Raw genomic sequence first — 16,814 nt, 5'->3', positions numbered from 1 at the left:
TGCAGGTAGCCGCAATGGAGCTACGGTCACCGACCGCAGAGCAGGGGGGGCGGGTCACGGACGCACCGGTCGCGGAGGTCGATGCCGCAATAGAGCTGCGGCCGACAACCGCGGAGGAAAACGCGGACGTTGACCCACCGCCCCTCTTCGATCATGCCGCGATGGGGCTGCGGCCGACGACCGCAGAGCACGGTCGACGGCAGGAAGGCGCTGCTCATCGCGTCCGAGCCGAAATGGAGCTGCAGTTGACAACTGCAGAGGGAGAAGCGTGACCGTGCGGCGTGGGTCGGCGTGGTCCCGCCGTGATGGGGCTCCGGTCTACGACCGCAGAGGAAGGCGCACGCCCTGGCGCAGTTCGCCGCAGGTGCGGTAGCCGCAATGGAGCTGCGGCTGACGACCGCAGTGGAAGGCTGGTTAGGCTCGGAGTATCGCAGTGTGTGAGCGCGCCAACCCCCGCCGCGCAGACGCGCATGCGGACCTTCCAGACATTCTCCTTCGGGACCAGCCGGTGGCGTTGCCGACTCTCATCGAGCCTAGCAACGCCTCTGCATCCGATGGAGCTGCGGCCGACGACCGCAGAGGAAGATCGACCCGAACACCTCCGGCTGGACAGCCAAGCTGCCGCAATGGAGCTGCGGCCGACGACCGCAGAGGGGGAATCCCTATGGGGTGAACTCCTGCGAGTCCTCGTCCCCGCAATGACGCCGCGGTCGAAGACCGCAGAGGAGTTTGTGGGAGCCGGAGTACCAGATCTCCACGCCGTATCCGCAATGGAGCCACGGCCGACGACCGCAGAGGAAGCGCGAAGGACTTCGTCAGCCCGTCGAGCGCCGCCTCGCCGCGATGGAGCTGCGGCCGACGACCACAGAGGTGGGACCAAGCAGTGGGCGCACACGGTGGACCTCATGTCGCCGCAATGGAGCTGCGGTCAACGACCGCAGAAGGAGCAGTTCGGTGCGGGCCTTCGCGGCGGCATCTGAGTAGCCGCGATGGGGCTGCGGCCGACGACCGCAGAGGAAGACCATTCATCGATCGTTTCATCCCGGCCCTTCATCACGCCGCGATGGGGCTGCGGCCGACGACCGCAGTGGAAGGCTGGTTGGGCTCGGAGTATCGCAGTGCGTAAGCGCGCCAACTCTCGCTGCGCAGACGCGTATGCGGAGCTTCCCGGCATTCTCCTTCGGGACCAGCTGGCGGATCCGTGTGAGCTTGGGGTTCCGAAGAGGGGTCATGGGTAGGTGCGTTGGCCGGGTTTGAGGGGTCCGTAGGAGTTTGAGAGGCGGGTGCGGGGTGCGGTGTAGAGGGCGGTGACGCCGAGGGCCCGGAGTTTGGCGGGGTCGGGGGTCGGGGTTCGGACGGTGGGGTGTTCGAGGAGTGCGGTGATGGCGGTGCGGGTGAGTGGTGGGTGCCAGATGGGCCAGGTGAGGGCTGGACCGGTGGTGTTGCTCCAGCTGGTGGTTGCGGCGTGGCGGGTATCGCCGGTGAGGCGGAGGGTGGCGAAGCCATGGAGGGCGAGCCAGGTGGCTCCAGGGACGCCTTGTTGGGAGGGTTTGCCGTGGCTGACCATGTGGGCGTCGCCGGTGGAGAAGTGGTCGAGGTTGGCGCCGGCGTAGCCCTCGATGCGCTGCCAGCCGGTGAGGGCGGTGAGGAGTTGCTGGGGGTGCTTCTGGCAGTGTTCGGCGGCTTTGGTCCAATTGTTGGCGAGGGTCATCTGGCCACCGGGGGCGAAGAGCGGTGTGGTGGTGGTGAACCAGGTGTCGTTCGGGGCTTCTCGTTGTCCGGGCTTGTTGGTGGGGTCTTTGGGGGCGATGCGGAGTTGGTTGACAAGGGCGGTGAACCAACGGGCGCCGGAGGTGCCGGTTTCGCGTTCGGCGCGGGTGTGTCCGCCGAGGCGTTGCAGAGCGAGGCGGATGGGCATGCGCAGGGCGTCGTTGGGGGCGTTCTTCTCCTTGGGGAGGGAGAGGATGCCGGGTGCGATGCCCAGGGGCTCTTTCGCTGGGTGCTCGGGGAGTTGCGCTTGAAGCAGTTCTGCGAGTTGGGCGTGGTGGAGCGGCTCGTGGGTGTGGAGGACGGCGGGGGCGGCCGGGCCTTGCCAGGACAGGCGGGGTGGCTGGGCGAGTTGGGGCTCGGTGAGTTCGAGGATGCCGAGGGCGGCGAGGAAGCCGAGAGGTGAGTCGCTGAGGAGGGCGGGGAGTTCGAGTTGGTGCACGGCTAGTTGCCTTCCTCGGAGCAGGCCATGTCGGCGAGGCGGACGAGGGTTTCGAGCATGGCCAGGCCCCAGGGACCGTACCGCTGGTTGAGGCGGGCGAAGCGGTCGGGGCCGTCCCAGTCGATGCCCATGGTGGCGCTGTTCACGGTGACGTGGGTGCCGTCGGGCATGGCGCATTCGACGTCGAGCGGGTCGGGGTCAGGTACGGGTGGGAGCAGGGGGCGGGCGTGGCCGTGGTGGGCGGCGACCAGATGGATGAGGAGTTCCTCGTCCTGACCTGCGGTGTAGTCGGGCCGCGTGGTGAGCCAAGTTTGGACCGCGGCGGCGCTGAGTGCCTCGTGCCGGAGTTGGGTGTCCCACTGGGCCAGTCGTGCGGCGCGGCGGCGGCCGGCGTAGTCGGCGGCGTCCATGCCGGACTTGGCCAAGGGCTCGAGTTCCGCCTCGGCCAGGAGCCGGTCTCCGCCGCACAGCATCGCTTGGAAGCGCGGGTGGTGCTTGCCGGCGTCGTGGGCGTGCGCGCCGGTGGTGACCGTGGCCACGAGATCGTCGGGCAGGCCGAGTTGGGAGGCGAGGTCCTTCGCTCGGGCGGCGACGGTTTTCGCGTGGTGGGCGAGGGCCACGCGGCGGGTGAAGGAGCTGGTGTCGGCATCGTCGCCGACTCCGTGGGCGCGCTCGGTGATCCCCCGCTGCGGGTGGTTGGGGACGAGGACCAGGCGCTCGGGGGTGCGTGGATCAAAGATGGTGTGGCCGGTGGTCTCGCCGCGGGCCTCGGGGGTGATGTCCCATTCCGCCACCTGCCGCAGGGCTTCGAGGCGCTCGTGGGCCAGAACCGGGTAGCCGGGCTGCGGGCCCGGGTTCGTGAAGGCGAGCAGGGTGTCCAGGAGCTGGTGGATGACGGCGGTGGGGGTGTGGTCTTCGTCGCCGATGCGCAGGTGCTGGTGGGCTTCGGTGATTGCGGCTGCCATGGCGTCGCGCGCGTCGTCGTCGGCGCCCATCAGCAGGGCCAGATGTCCGGCTTCCAGACGGGTCGCGGCGGTGGTGACGCGCGGCGGGAAGTCGCCGAGGTCGACCACGGGCTGGCCTGGGGTTGCGGTCCAGCCGTAGGCGTCGTGTCCGCTGTAGGAGCTGGGGAGAACGTAGGTACCGCCGGGGCGAATGTCGCGTGGCTCGGTCGCCTCCTCCCATTGGCTGTTGGTGTCATCCCAGCTCAGAACGGGGGCCATGGTGCGCGGTTTGCGCTTGCTGGGGCTCCTGTCGTCGTCCTCGGGTACGCCTTCGAGGTCGCTGGTGGTGTCGTTGCCGGGCTGGGTCAGGAAGCGGCGGAGCTGCTGAGCGGGAATGGCGACGGCCTCGCCCTGGTGCGGAGGGAGTTGGTGCATCCGTTCCTTCCACCGCTCCCACTGGGGCTGCCCGTCCGGGGTGGTGGGCAGGTCGCTGCGCCACAGGACGTGGACGTCCTCGGGTGAAGTGGCCAGGCCGTGGAGGAAGGGGGCAGGGCTCTGGTCGGGTACGGGGGCGGGGCTGGTGCGGGCCCAGGAGTGCACGAGCGTGCGGTGCACCACCGGGATCAGTGGGGCGGGGGTGTTCATCGCTTCCCGATCGGCGTCCTTGAGCAGTCCGGGAAGGGTCGTGGCGTTGATGACCAGTCGCTCCTCGCCCGGGGGCTGCAAAGCGTCGGTGGTGAAGCCGGGGGGCTCGTGGATGGGGGCATGCCCGGCGAGCCAGTCCCAGGTGGCCTGTGCCGCCGCTCCGTACACGGGTGTGGCAGCCGGATCCTGGGGGGCGCTGGCGCGGATGACGACCGCGGGCGCGTGGCGGAAGTCGCCCTTGCGGTCGAGGCGCCCCAGGCGCTGGATGAGCGCGGCGTATGAGGCGTTCTCGGTCACCAGGCCGGCGAAGGACACATCCAGGCCGACCTCGACCGTCTGCGTGGCGACGATGACGAGGGGTCGTTCCCGGTCCTTGGATACGCCGTCGAGGAGTTCGCGCAGTGGTGCGCTGGCCAGCAGCTGCTCGCGGTCGTGGGTGCGGCTGCGGCCGGTGAGCAAGACCGTGTCCAGGCCCTCGTGCGCGGTGAGCTGGCGGTGTGCGGCGCGGGCGGTGCGGATGGTGTTGGCGACCACACCGATCACCGGGCGTTCGACGAGGGGCAGCATGGCCTGAACGGCATCCTCGGCGGCTGTCGCGAAGGCGTCCGCGGAGTCCTTCGCCGCGGGGGCCGCGTCCAGCAGGGTCACCTCACGTGCGGCGCGCAGTCGCTTGCCGGCGGTCTCGTTCTGGTGGTCGAGGTCGCCGATGGTGTGGGGCTGTCGGGTGTCGTCGGTGCGGGCGGTGGCCGACAGGCTGACCACCTTGACCGCCCGGTTGGCGAACTCCGGGTGGGTGGCGGTTGCTTGGTAGCGGGCACAGTCGAGGGCGGTCTGCAGGAGCGGCTGGGCGATGTGGGCTTCGTCCACGGCGAGCAGGGCGTCGATCCCGCACAGCGCGGCATCGACGGGCCTCATCCGGGCGCTGGTGTGGTAGCCGCGGAACAGCAGTCGGCTGCCGTACTGGTCGACGGTTGAGGTGATCACGGCCGGTTGGGAGGGGGAACGCAGCCACCGCGAGGACCAGTCGAGGCCCCCGCGCATCCGGACCACTTCCAGCGGCACGCCCTGCCCGCCCAAGTCGGCCAGGGCTTCAGCGACCCGGTAGAGGACCAGTGCGCGCCGGTCGCCGGTGTCCGGGTTCTGCGGCTGCCCTTCCTTGCGGGCCTGGTCGAGGGCTTTGCGGATCTTCTCCTTGGCGTGGTCGTGCGCCTGGTCGACGACGAGCCGGCGGTCGACGACGAAGAACAGCCGCAGCGGCACCGTGCGCCGTCGCCCGCAGGCGTGCTGCCAGGCCAGCAGGAAAATCCAGATGTCGATCAGGCTGGTCTTGCCCAGTCCCGTCGGAACATCCAGATCGGGCCAATCCTCCCCGGCGGCCACCTTGTTGAGGTAGTCGATCTGCCACGGGAACGGCGGGTGCCCGTGCACCGCCTTGAAGAAGGCGGGGAAGTCCTGCGGGATCAGCAGCTGTTCGCTGAGGTCATGGCTCATGTGGGGTTCCCCTGCCGGACAGGCACGCACAGGCCCAGGCCGAAGTTCTTCTTGCTGCCCAGGACGATGGGTCCGGCCACCGGCTGTGCGAAACGCACCCGCACGTGACGGCCGGGCAGCGGCCGCTCGTCCTGTTTGCGGCGCAGCGCGGAGCCCGGAAGGTCTCGCGCGCCGGGCACATGGGAGCCCTGGTGCAGGACCTCCACGTCCACCGGCTCGGGCAGCCCGGCCAGTCGGCAGCTGGTGACCACCGACTTCTCGATCTCCCGTCCGTGGCGTTTGGGGAAGTGGTCCAGGACCATCGGCAGCGCGGTCGCCCACAGCGCCGATGGGCGTGTCCACCGCTCGGGGCGGACGCTGCGCAGCGAGTCCACCACGGGGCTGCCGGCACTTACGTAGGTGAGCGGCACCGGCTGCTTCAGCGTGGGCACGGCTAGGCGGCGCAGCCCTCGTTCGTAGCGGAGCAGGATCGCCAGCAGGGCTCGCCGGTGCGCCGGGTCCAGGCCGTGCGGCAGGGCCACGGCGACGCCACGCAGCCGCCCGTCGGCATGCTTGTTCCCGACGAACGGCAGCGCGAGGTAGGCGCAGAGCCGGGTGCCGGGGTCGGCGCTCTTGTGGCCGTGGATCGCGGTCATGGCCTCGACGTCGTGGCCGGCTGTCTCCAGCAGGCCCATGATCTTGCTGCGCAGTGATCCGGTGACGGCCATCGTCAGCCGCGGGTCGAGCGAGAACGACGGCGGGAACGCGAACGTCACCAAGTCCTCGTACGGTCCCGCGACCGCCTGGTCCGGCTCGGGTTCGGCGGCGCCGCGCAGGGTGTAGCCGTGGGACTGGGCCTGCTGCCAGGCCGGTTGGCCCTGCTCGTACGCCTGACGCAGCCGTGCCAGGTAGCCGCCGTAGGGCACACGCAGATGCTCGACTTCGCCCGTCGCGTCCTCGGCGGGCTCCCAGACCTGCCAGCCGGCGTCGTCCTCGGGCCCGTCGGGGACCACAGCGGCGTGCACGAGGGCGTGCCCGCTGGCCCGCCCCACATACGGCACCGCCTTGGCCAGCATTTCCAGCACGGCCCGCACGCCGAGCGGCGGTTCGGCCGGCCACTGGAACTCCATCACCGGCTCACCGAGATTGCGCTGGGGCCACACCTTCGGCTTGCCCCCATTGGTGCGCCCCGGCAGCAGCCCGTGTCCGGGCCGGGCCGCGACCGCATTGACGGGCACCCATGCGGCGCGCGGGCTGTCCGCTTCCGCGCTCTGCTCGGGCACGCGGATCAGCGGGGCCGGCTGCTGCTCCAGCCACTCAAGGGCAGCGTCCTGCACGGGGTCGGCCGGGTCGGCCACCGAGACCAGGGAGCAGAAGATCCGGCACGGGTGCGGTGGCCACTCCGCCGACTCCCGGTGCAGGGCGGAAGCCTGGTACGAGGAATCCAAGAAGTGCACTGTGATGCGGAAGGGCACCGGCTCACTCGCTTTCGGCTTCGCCGATGCCGGCGATCACGAACGACTTGTCGATGGCCTGCTGCAGGCTCGCATTGGGGCGCACCACGACCGGCTCCTCGGCCCACTGCAGCCCCGCCTCCCGGGCCCGCACAAGCGCCACGCGAAACAGTTCCAGGGCCTCCTGCGGCGTGGACACCTCCAACGGCTCCACGCCCGGGCGTCCATCACGGCCACGCTGGACCCACTCCACCCGCTCCGAGACCAGCAGCAGGTCACAGCCCGACCGCAACCGCAGGGCCGGCGAAGCGAACGCCAGCCGGTCCCCCAGCAGAGCGATCGCCGCCACCAACGCCCGCCCGGCAGCCGCGAGTTCCTCGCTGATATCACCGAACCGCAGGGAGGCCAGCTGGGCCAGGGACAGCGTCGCGCTGCGCTGCACCGCAGTCACCGACACCCCGCCCAGCCCCTCCGAGGGAGGGATCATCCCGTGCCCCAGCTCGGACATCTTGGCGGTCTTCGCGCCCTTGGCGGGCTTGTCCCCGGCCGGAGGCGCCCAGCCCCCGTCGGTCACCTCGACGGTGTCACCGGCGAGGTTCAGCCTGTCCACCCGCCCTGCGGCGCGCACGCCGACCAGCGGCGAGACCCCAATCATCTCCGAGGCGTAGGCGCGGGGGATCTTCACCTGGATCCGCCTCTTACGGTGCGAGTCCCACACCCCGTAGGCCAGATCACTCGGCACCAGCCGCAGATAGGCGCTGACATCGGTGGCGCTCGCGTCCCGCAGCGCCAGCCCGACCTCGGTCTTGTCGAACGCCACCCCGTCCGCGTCGACCGCGTCACGGAAGTACGCATCCCGGGAACGGTGCGGCGCCTCCATACTCGTCAACCGCACCCGGGCGCCGCCCACCGACTCGGTCTCCAGCGCCAGATGCGGCAGGAACAGCTCACAGCGCCCCATTGCCTCCCCCAGAGCCGACTCGCAGCGGTTGGCCTGGGACTGACGCTGGTCGAGGAGCACGACGTCGACCTGCTCGCCGTCGACGTAGCGCGGCTCGATGAGGTAGCCGGCCGCATCGGTTTCCTTGATCTTCGCCGTCGGCGGGAACAGCGGCGTCCCCGGCCCTCCGAGCGGCTCGTACTCGGCAGTGACCCGAATAGCGCCATCGGTCGAGCGCAGGTTCGCCGCAGCGAGCAGCCGCTCGTAGACATCCTTCATGAAGTCCTCCTGAAATCAGGGCAGTTCGTGTGCGAGGGAGTGAATCACCCGGCACTGACAACGGCCCGCATGGAAGGTCTCGGCACGCCTCTGAACTGCTGGAACGATGATGCGAAGCATGGGCAGAGTCCGGCGGTCGCATCTACACTTCAAGTGGTGCGCAACAGCGCGCTCGCGCTGGGAGCGGGCCGTGCCAGGCCCTCTCCCAGTTCCGACAGGGGCCCGACTAGTGGTTGCTTCCGCCTCGGATGCATTCGAGGATCAGTCGCCCGACGCTTGCGGCAGCGGCGACCAGCGAAAGGAACCACCGCGGGCCCCTGTCCCCTTCACCTTGATCCTTACGGATACACACCTACTCTCACCTCCCTTACTAATCGAGGTTCATCCCCAAGGCCTTATGGGCGTTGGCGAGTTGGCATACCTACCTCATCAACTAGCCTTGGTTTCAAGGAGGTTACACACAGTCATACAAGGCTCGCCCGCGGATCGCGCCAATCGGTGAGGGCGATAGACAGGAAGTCCGAGACCGGGCACGATTCAAGATGTGCCGCGTCTGGCAACGACTAGCCAGCACATCGCGTCCAGCCGCCTGGGTCGCGACACCATCACGGCATCCCGTATGCATGCTGGGCGTTCAGTCGCCAGCAGAAGCTCTGCGGCTCATCCGCAGCACCACCACGGCGCCCAACACACATGGCGGCAGGACGACTCCCAGCTCTGTCGCTGCACGAGGGCAGCGCAGCGCCATCACGGCATCAAGAGGGAGCTGGGGGAGATGGTCACGTTCATGCTGTACCTGCGCGAGAAAGGCGCAGCATGATCACGGCATTGCGCTGTACGTCGCGCACTCGACCGGCGGCCCTGTTCCTGCGCCTGAACCGCGCAGCACCATCACGGCTACGCCTTCATCGACGAGCTCACCGCAGGCGACGGCCTGTCCCCATACCAATGAGCTGCCCCTGCGCCAGAGACGCGCAGCACCACCGCGACTGGACCCAGCCGGTCGTGCCCGTCTTGATACCGGATGTCCCTGCGCGAAGGAAGCGCAGCACCATCACGGCGCACACACCGACTCGAACCCGCTGGCCCCATACACCGCCGTCCCTGCGGTCACCTGCCGCAGCACCACCACGGCATCACGGTGATCTTGCGGCTGATCGGTGTGGCCAACTGTTCCTGCGCGACAACAGTGCAGCACCATCACCGCTACGGCCCCTACCGGATCGCCGCGGTCTGCAACTCCACCATCTCTGCGGCCACCCGCAGCACCACCACGGCTTGGACGTCCACTTGTGCATGCCGAGCAGTTCAGCGGCGGTCCCTTCGGTCATCTACCGCAGCAGCATCACGGCACTGCCGGGGACGTCGAAGCGGTCGCCGACATGTGGCCGTCACTGCGGTCACCAACCGCAGCACCATCACGGCGACGAGATCGCCGACTACCTCGCCAAATCCGCGAACCATCTCTGCGGTCACCCGCCGCAGCACCACAGCATCGCCAGCATGGGCCCTCAGCGGCTGGAGCCCCTGCCGTCTCTGCGGCCACCCGCCGCAGCCTCATCACGGCATCGTGTGCGTGACCATGGCCATGCCCGCTCCGTGCCAAACTCAGTGGCAATCTCGATGCAGCACCATTGCGGCGTCGACGAGCCGGTCGACGCATCCACCTCTGAAGGGCGCCAACCATCACCTCGGAACCTCCAGGGAACACCCCCAACTCCACTAACACCGAAGCAAAATGCCCTAAACGAGACTTACGCGTACTCCGCTAACCTCAGCCCAACCCGCACCCACCGCGATCGCCCCAGCTCAAGCACCCCGCCTCTGCGGTCACTCGCCGCAGCACCATCACGGCCGCGCCGACACCGGCCGGGCCAGCGGCATCTACCCGCCGTCTCTGCGTCCACCCGCCGCAGCACCATCACGGCATGGCCGCGCCCGCCTACCCGACCCTGATCCGCGTCCGTCTCTGCGGTCACCTGCCGCAGCACCATCACGGCTCGTAGGTGCCGCACATGTCGCTGATCTCCTGGCCCGTCTCTGTGGCCACCCGTCGCAGCACCATCACGGGACCTTGGCGTAGCCGTACACATAGGCCCCCGACCGGCCATATCTGCGGTCACCCGCCGCAGCATCATCACGGCAGCCAGGTCCCCCAGGGATTTGAATCGGAAGCCACGCCCGTCTCTGCGGTCAGTCGCCGCAGCACCACCACGGCATCCACACGTACGCCTCGGCGATGGGGTTGACCACCGGCCGTCTCTGCGGCCAATCGCCGCGGCACCACCACAGCCACGAGATCGCCGACCAGCACGTGGCCGGCTACGGCCCGTCTCTGCGGTCACCCACCGCAGCACCACCATGGCGTCGCCAGCGGTGACCTCCTCAACCGGATCTCACCCCCGTCTCTGCGGTCACCCACCGCAACACCATCACGGCACGATGGAGCGGCTTCTCAAGCCCCGCGGAATTCCAATCCGCTTCTGCGACGTGAGTTCGCAGCACCATCACCGCACCCACGGGCCAGGTCGTCACGGCCACCCCTCCGTGCCTTCTCTGTCGTCACCCGCCGCAGCACGATCACGGGTACTTGAGGCGCATCCACTGAATGTCCAGGCCGCGCCCGTCTCTGCGTCCGACTCTGCACCACCATCACGGGGCGTTGACCCGCGGCCCCTACCGCAGCGTCATCCAACCGGCTCTGTGGTCACTCGCCGCAGCACCACCACGGCCACAGAGCGGGATCGCTGGTCACATACAGGGCTTCGTCCGTCTCTGCGGTCTCCCACCGCAGCAACATCACGGCTCCAGGACGGCGGTCGCCACGGCGCACACCCGGGCCGTCTTTGCGGTCACCCGCCGCAACACAATCGCGGCGAACGCGTCGAGCCACCCCCACCATCCGTCTCTGCGCTCGCCTACCGCAGCACCATCACGGCATGTCCGCCTCTTCGATCTCCGGGGTGATGCCGGCCTCGTTTCTCCCCGCCAACGCGGGGGGGGCTCCGTTCTCCGTCGGCACCATCGCCGCCGTCGCGTTCTCCCCGCCGACGCGGAGGGCCACAGAACCACAATCGCTTAAGCTGAAGTAGGCGCGGGGCCGACGTTACGGACCTGTCCCCGTGGGCCTTCGCACATTCCTGACCGACGCCTGGTCGTGGCTGAACTACAAGCCGGTGATGGCCGGTACATACGACGGGCGCCCTCATCGGGCCCTCGCACCGGAGCTGCAGGCAACCTGGCTCCCCGAGGATGCCGTACGACGTCTTGCCGCGTATAAACTCCTTGCCGCCTACGACTCCAACCAGGCCGGTGAACTTGCCACTCTGGCCGGCCATGACGCCGCGGCCGAACGTAGGGAGTTCGGGGATCCATCGACGTTCGTCGACACCACACTCGCTCATCTGCTGGGGAAGACACAGCAGATCATCGTGCCCGGTGCCGAGCATGCGGGTGACGACGACGCGTCCCCCGAAGCCGTGGCCGCAGCTGCTGTGCAGCAGCGGCTGCGGGACTGGGCGGAGGCGGAGCTGCTGCCACTGCGTATGCAGGCCGCGGAACGTAAGGCGGTGCTCCTCGGCGATGGGCTCTATCTCCTGGCCTGGGATCCGGAGAAGGATCGCGTCCGGCTCAAGACCTACGATCCCGGCTTCTACTTTCCCGTCCTCGAGGACGATGCCGATCCGGGTGACTATCCGCGCCGGGTTCATCTGGCCTGGGAGATACCGGAAGATCCGAAACGTGGACTCAAGGCAAAGGTCCGCAGGATCACCTATGAGCTGGGACCTGTGGCCTCGGCGACTCGCAGCAGCACCGATGCGAGCGAGCAGGTGGGGCGGAATCCCGTCCTAGACGAGTCCGGTGCCCCCACATTGGAACTCGGCGACCGGTACGTTCCGGAGGCTGGCCACATCGAGCGCACCTACCCGTGGGCGCCCGGCCGGCCATCGAGGACCGCCTGCTTCCTCACCGACGCCGAATGGTTCCTCGACGACCTTCGCCATGGGCAGAGCCTGGACGATCTCCCGCTGGACAAGGCACACTTCCGCACCCGGAACGACGGTGAAGTCCTGCACCGGCTGGATCTGCACCTCGACTTCATCCCGCTCGTCCACGTCAGCAACACCGTCGCCGATGGCGAGCACTTCGGACAGTCCACCCTCGCGAAGGTCATGCAGGCCCTCGACGAGCTGGCGGAGACCGACACCGACTCTGCCCGTGCCTCCGCCACCACCGGGGCGCCGATCATCGGCCTGGCCGGAGCCCGCGCCGAAGTCGACCGCGGCACCGGCCGCCCCAAGCCACTGATGGTCGAACCCGGCACGGTGTTCCAGCTCGCCGACGGCGGCCGCATGGACGTCCTCGACACATCCGGCCAACTCGCCGAACTGCGAGCGCGCGTGGAGGAGATCCGCGAACGAGCATCGGTCAACGCCCGTCTTCCTGCAGTGAGCCTGGGGACCGTCGATCCTTCCGACGTGCCCAGCGGCTACGCCCTCCAGTTGTCCCTCGGACCGTTGGATTCTCTCGTGGACTCCATGAGGCTCGCGCGCGCCCACAAGTACGCCCTGATCCTGAAGATGGTGCAGCGCATCCACCAGGCCGGCCAAGCCGACGGCTGGACTACGGGGAAGCCGATGGCTGCTCGTATCGTGTTCGGCCCGCACACTCCAACTGACCGGACGGCGATCCTCGACGAAGTCGTCAGGGGCGTGACTGCCGGGGTGCTGTCCCTGGAGACTGGGATCCGCATGCTGCAAGACGCTGGCTATCCGATCGAGGATGCGCGCGAAGAAGTACGGCGCATTCATACCCGGCGAGGTGTCGCTCAGACACCACGCCGGGTGACACCTGACGTCCCAAAGAGCGACGAAGAGAAACAGGCGGTCTGACCAGTGCCGCAGCGCCTACTGCCCGGACACGGCGTAGTGCTTCTCCGCCTTGACCGAGACGATCTCCAGGGTGAAGTCCTTACCGGTCGGGCTGTCGATGTACGTCTCTGACTCTGCGCCTGTCTCTCCGGTCTCGTCATCGATGAGGTCAGGGTCCCACTCCTTCTTCGAGATCTCGTACTGGCTGAGCCCCTTGGAGTCCGGCTCAACTCCCAAGATCTTCACGGTGTTGCTGTTGGGCTTCACGTCTTTTCCAGCGCGCAGCACCTTGAACGTCACGGTGTAGTTCTGGCTCTCGTCAGAGTCGTTGAACGCTGTGAGCGAGACGTGTGGGGTGTACGTGCGATCTCCGTAGTTCGGGATGTTCGACGTCGCGTCATCGACCGACAGATAGGAGATCTCAACGCGGCTGGGGCCTTCCAGTGAGGCAGTGGTGCTCTCGGAGTAGGTGAGCGACCGGTCCCACTCCTCTGCCGACACCTGCGACTCGGTCATCCACCAGGCCCCGCCAGCTATCCCAGCGGCGCAGACTACGCCCGCCACTACGACCATCCGCCTGCGGCGAGATTTTTCTGTGCTCATGTACCCCCGTCCTGAGAGGGCCATGGTATCGAAAATGCTCACAAAGTGATCATGGAATCCTCCGCCCGTCCTCCTTTGCCGCCCTGCCCCAGCACTGGCGGCCGTGATGTCCACACCGACGTGGATGTGGGCTGTCGCTGGGACTGACGATCCCCAACCCGACAGGGGGAGAATGCCGCCCGGCTATCTGCTGCTGAGCCAAGCCGTGAGCTTGACGTCCGTAGACTCGGCAGTGGCGCGGGGCCGTCGTGGGAGTAGCACCACTTGATGACCCGCAGTCTGCCCACCCCGCGCACCGTGCTCGGTCGCCGTCAGGATGGCCGTCCGATCTACCCCGTGCTCGGCGCCTCCTCGGACGATCCGTCGAACGACGAAGTCACCGTCAACATCAGCCAAAAGCAGCTGAACACGCTGATGGCCCGGGAAAAGGACCAGGGCGGCCGGGCCGCGATCCGTGCCCTCGTCGAGAAGCTCGGCTTCGCGAATGCCGGGGCGCTGGAGGAGCATCTCGCCGGGGTCCGGCAGGCTGAGCAGGAGCAACTGTCCGAGGCCGAGCGCCGTGAACAGGCGCTGGCCGCGCGCGAGAAGGTAGCCGCGGCCCGTGAGGCTGCAGCCCTGGCCCGCGAGCGTGATGCCGCCCGGCGGGCCGTGCTCTCCGGTGTCGGAGCGACGGGTCACGACCTGGACGATGCCGCGGCGCTCTTGCGCACCCCGGACGACGCCGACGGCGAGGCGCTGGCCAACGCCGTTCAGGAGCTGAAGGCACGGCGCCCCGAGCTGTTCACCGCCGTCTCCACAGGTACCCAGCAGTTCCCTGCTGCTCCTGGCGGTGCCCCGGCCTCCGTTCCTCCGTCGCGTCCTGCAGGCGTGGACAGCAAGCCTGGTTCGGCCGGGCTGGAGATGGCCCGCCGCCGAGGCATCCTCCCTGCACCCGAGTAGGCGCTGACTGCCCACAGCCTGGGCCGCGTTGGGGACCACGCCCCGCTTCCGTCTCTTCGTGGACCGTGCCACCACCGGGTGAGTGCGTGACCGCACCCAGCACCACCAGGAGAAGCGGCGTTGATCCAGCCGTACACCACCTCCGTGACGGTGACCGCTGACCGGGACTGGCTCGCCTCCCGGCACGGCACCGACTCCACGGACACCATCACCCTCGACCTGACCAAGCTCACCAAGAACGTTCACTACGTCGAGCCGACCGCCGCCCAGCCGCATGGCTATGTGCGGTCCGGTGTTCCGGTCGGCCACATCACGGCCTCCGGCCTGTACGGGCCGTATGATCCGGCAGCCAAGGACGGCCGGGAGGTCCTCGGCGGACTAGTGTACGCCGAGGCGGCCTACACGCCCGGCACGACCAAGGTCCCCGCGGCGCTGTTCTGGCACGGCACGGTGAAGGCCGCGAAGGTCCCCGGCGGCATCGATCCCACGAAGATCGCCTACAACCCGACGGCCGCGCAGATCCGCTTCATCGGAACGGTGAGCGCATGAGTGTCGCCGACCTCCTCAAGGGCGTCTCCGTCGCCGACCTGACCGTCTACGCCCGATCCATCCCCAACCCGTCCGACTTCCTCCTCACGCAGAGCGTCTTCACCGAGACGCAGGTGAAGGATGTGAAGTGGCGGGTCCGGCAGTCCAAGCGACGCGTCAACACCGCCTCCTACCGTGCCTACGACGCGTCCGTGCCGTTCGCGAAGCGGCAGGCCGAGTCCACCCAGACCGAGGGCACCCTCCCCGCGCTGGGGCAGAAGCTCCTGGTCGGCGAGATGGAGCAGCTCCTCCTGGACGCGTCGCGTGGAGCAGACGAGGACCGCCTGGTGGAGCTGCTGTACGACGACGTGGAACGCCACGTCGAAGCCATCCGCTCACGTCTGGAGCTTGCTGCCGGTGATGTGCTGCTGGACGGCAAGCTCAGCCTGGCCGGCGAGAACGGCTTGACGGTTGAGGTCGACTACGGCGTCCCTCAGGCGAACATGCCGACTGCGCCGAAGCCGTGGTCCGCGCCGGATGCCGATCCGATCGCGGATGAGCTGCGGTGGATCGACTACCTCGACTCCATCGGCGCACCGGCCCCGGAGATGGTCCTCACGTCCCGCAAGGCGTGGTCGCATCTGGCCAGCAATCAGTCCTATCGGGCGGCGTACTACGGCGCCCCGGCCGGTGGGCAGACTCCGACCGCGACGCTCAACCCGCAGCAGATCAATTCGGTGCGCGGCAACTACGGCCTTCCACCGGTCACGTTCTACAAGGCGCAGGTGTGGCAGGACGACGTCTCCAAGCGGGTCCTGCCGGATGACCGATGGATCATGCTGCCGCCGGACCGCGCGAAGTGGGGTCAGACCCAGTACGGCACCACTACCGAGTCCCTGGCTCTGTCGCGCGGCACGAATCCGCAGATCGAGCGGGAAGACGCCCCCGGCGTCGTCATCACCCGCGACGTCCAGGACGACCCCGTGCAGATTTGGACCAAGGGCGCCGCCGCGGCGATGCCGGTTCTGTACTCGCCGGACTGCCACATCACCGCGACCGTGCTGTGAGCGCCGCCGTGAGGTCACGCGGAGTGCTGGCCGCAGTCGTTCATATCCTCGACCCCGTGGAACGCGTCCCTGTCGTGCTCCATGTCGGCGAGCAGGTCACAGATCCCGCTGTGTCTGAGCAGATCACCAATCCGCGGTGTTGGGAGGGCGGACAGCCACCCGCCCCGGCGAAGGCGCCCGACAAGCCATCTGCCCGAAAAGCGCAGCCCACTTAGGGCAGACCCGCACGGTGGGGAGAAGCGGGTGCCTCGCTTCTCCCCACCCGCCTCTCTTTGATCAGGACCTGTGTGAACATCGATGTACTGCGCTGGCTTCAATCCCAGCTGGGCCCCGACACCGATCCAACCGATCTCGCCCATCGGTACGGGCGCCTGAACTCGGCTCGCGCGGTCGCTCTTGAAGTACTGCACGAGCGAATTGCCGCTCTCGTGGCCGAGCCGCTGAAGGTCACCGTCAACGGCGTTGCGACGATTGACAACTCAGCCAACGTATCTGCTCTCGAGCGCAGGGCCGCGCAGCTGACCGCGGAGCAAGCGCCAGACGACCTACTGGACGCTAACCGCGACCCACTGGCCACTGTGCAGCTGCACGCCCGCCCCCGCCGGTAACTCCACGGAACTGGCTCTGGTGTCCTCCTCGGAGTGGCCAATGGTCACAGGAAACAACGGGCAATCGCGCCGGGGCGGGCATGACTGGCCTCCTCGGCCAGCTGCCAGCAGTTCTTGCGGTCGACGCTGGACAGCAGTCCGAGTACGAACGCCCGAGCCGTCGCTCTCGGTTCCACTCGGCGGAACCGGCCCGCGATGCGGGCCATGGCCTGCTCGAACATCGCCGCCCATCGGGCAGGGCCTACGCTATGGCCCGC

General features: G+C 68.3%; 10 protein-coding genes and 1 pseudogene. 5 read left to right on the top strand and 6 right to left on the bottom strand.

From position 1 onward, the window contains the following. Positions 1–1,228: 1,228 nt before the first annotated feature. Genes AB0G47_RS37830 through cas7u form a run of 4 tightly spaced genes read right to left on the bottom strand, consistent with a single transcriptional unit; the run spans position 1,229 to position 7,941 of the window. Positions 1,229–2,209 carry a hypothetical protein gene (locus AB0G47_RS37830; RefSeq protein ID WP_360779650.1) on the bottom strand — a complete coding sequence of 327 codons (981 nt, stop codon included), beginning with the start codon at positions 2,207–2,209 and terminating at the stop codon, positions 1,229–1,231. A 2-nt stretch (positions 2,210–2,211) separates the two neighbouring features. Continuing rightward, the gene (gene cas3u, locus AB0G47_RS37825; RefSeq protein ID WP_360779647.1) at positions 2,212–5,289 is read right to left on the bottom strand and encodes a type I-U CRISPR-associated helicase/endonuclease Cas3; all 3,078 of its coding nucleotides are present in this window, start codon (positions 5,287–5,289) and stop codon (positions 2,212–2,214) included. Continuing rightward, positions 5,286–6,743, bottom strand: a complete 1,458-nt coding sequence (gene csb2, locus AB0G47_RS37820; protein WP_360779644.1) for a type I-U CRISPR-associated protein Csb2 — start codon at positions 6,741–6,743, stop codon at positions 5,286–5,288. The genes cas3u and csb2 overlap by 4 nt, the downstream gene beginning before the upstream one ends. Before the next feature lie 4 nt (positions 6,744–6,747). Beyond that, positions 6,748–7,941, bottom strand: coding sequence for a type I-U CRISPR-associated RAMP protein Csb1/Cas7u (gene cas7u / locus AB0G47_RS37815; RefSeq protein ID WP_360779642.1), 1,194 nt, complete (start codon positions 7,939–7,941; stop codon positions 6,748–6,750). 3,122 nt (positions 7,942–11,063) lie between these two features. Here cas7u and AB0G47_RS37810 point away from each other — a divergent pair. Beyond that, the gene (locus AB0G47_RS37810) at positions 11,064–12,833 is read left to right on the top strand and encodes a hypothetical protein (protein ID WP_360779640.1); all 1,770 of its coding nucleotides are present in this window, start codon (positions 11,064–11,066) and stop codon (positions 12,831–12,833) included. A gap of 15 nt (positions 12,834–12,848) precedes the next feature. Here AB0G47_RS37810 and AB0G47_RS37805 read toward each other — a convergent pair whose 3' ends face one another. Beyond that, entirely contained in the window at positions 12,849–13,457 is a 609-nt protein-coding gene (locus AB0G47_RS37805; protein WP_360779638.1) for a hypothetical protein, read from the bottom strand. A gap of 225 nt (positions 13,458–13,682) precedes the next feature. On the opposite strand from AB0G47_RS37805, the gene AB0G47_RS37800 reads away from it, so the two are divergent. The 4 genes from AB0G47_RS37800 (at position 13,683) to AB0G47_RS37785 (ending at position 16,557) form a co-directional block, all read left to right on the top strand. Continuing rightward, entirely contained in the window at positions 13,683–14,354 is a 672-nt protein-coding gene (locus tag AB0G47_RS37800; RefSeq protein WP_360779636.1) for a hypothetical protein, read from the top strand. Between the two features lie 144 nt (positions 14,355–14,498). Continuing rightward, complete coding sequence (locus tag AB0G47_RS37795) at positions 14,499–14,903, top strand: head decoration protein (RefSeq protein WP_360779633.1); 405 nt, start codon at positions 14,499–14,501, stop codon at positions 14,901–14,903. Next, complete coding sequence (locus AB0G47_RS37790; RefSeq protein WP_360779630.1) at positions 14,900–15,949, top strand: major capsid protein; 1,050 nt, start codon at positions 14,900–14,902, stop codon at positions 15,947–15,949. The genes AB0G47_RS37795 and AB0G47_RS37790 overlap by 4 nt, the downstream gene beginning before the upstream one ends. 287 nt (positions 15,950–16,236) lie before the next feature. Then, positions 16,237–16,557, top strand: coding sequence for a hypothetical protein (locus tag AB0G47_RS37785; protein WP_360779628.1), 321 nt, complete (start codon positions 16,237–16,239; stop codon positions 16,555–16,557). Between the two features lie 86 nt (positions 16,558–16,643). Here the strand turns inward: AB0G47_RS37785 and AB0G47_RS37780 are convergent. Beyond that, positions 16,644–16,778 (bottom strand): annotated as a pseudogene (locus AB0G47_RS37780) (IS701 family transposase); the annotation flags it as partial. Between the last annotated feature and the right edge of the window lie 36 nt (positions 16,779–16,814).

Origin of the sequence: Streptomyces sp. NPDC021622, from assembly GCF_040640795.1 — a bacterium.
Classification (GTDB): Bacteria; Actinomycetota; Actinomycetes; order Streptomycetales; family Streptomycetaceae; genus Streptomyces.
The sequence above is the reverse complement of the archived record's forward strand: the minus strand, read 5'-3'. Positions and strand labels throughout refer to the sequence as shown.

Excerpts from the sequence above, each read along its gene's own strand:
- cas3u (WP_360779647.1), bottom strand. The coding sequence starts at position 5,289 with ATGAGCCATGACCTCAGCGAACAGCTGCTGATCCCGCAGGACTTCCCC.
- cas7u (WP_360779642.1), bottom strand. The coding sequence starts at position 7,941 with ATGAAGGATGTCTACGAGCGGCTGCTCGCTGCGGCGAACCTGCGCTCG.
- AB0G47_RS37800 (WP_360779636.1), top strand. The coding sequence starts at position 13,683 with ATGACCCGCAGTCTGCCCACCCCGCGCACCGTGCTCGGTCGCCGTCAG.
- AB0G47_RS37790 (WP_360779630.1), top strand. The coding sequence starts at position 14,900 with ATGAGTGTCGCCGACCTCCTCAAGGGCGTCTCCGTCGCCGACCTGACC.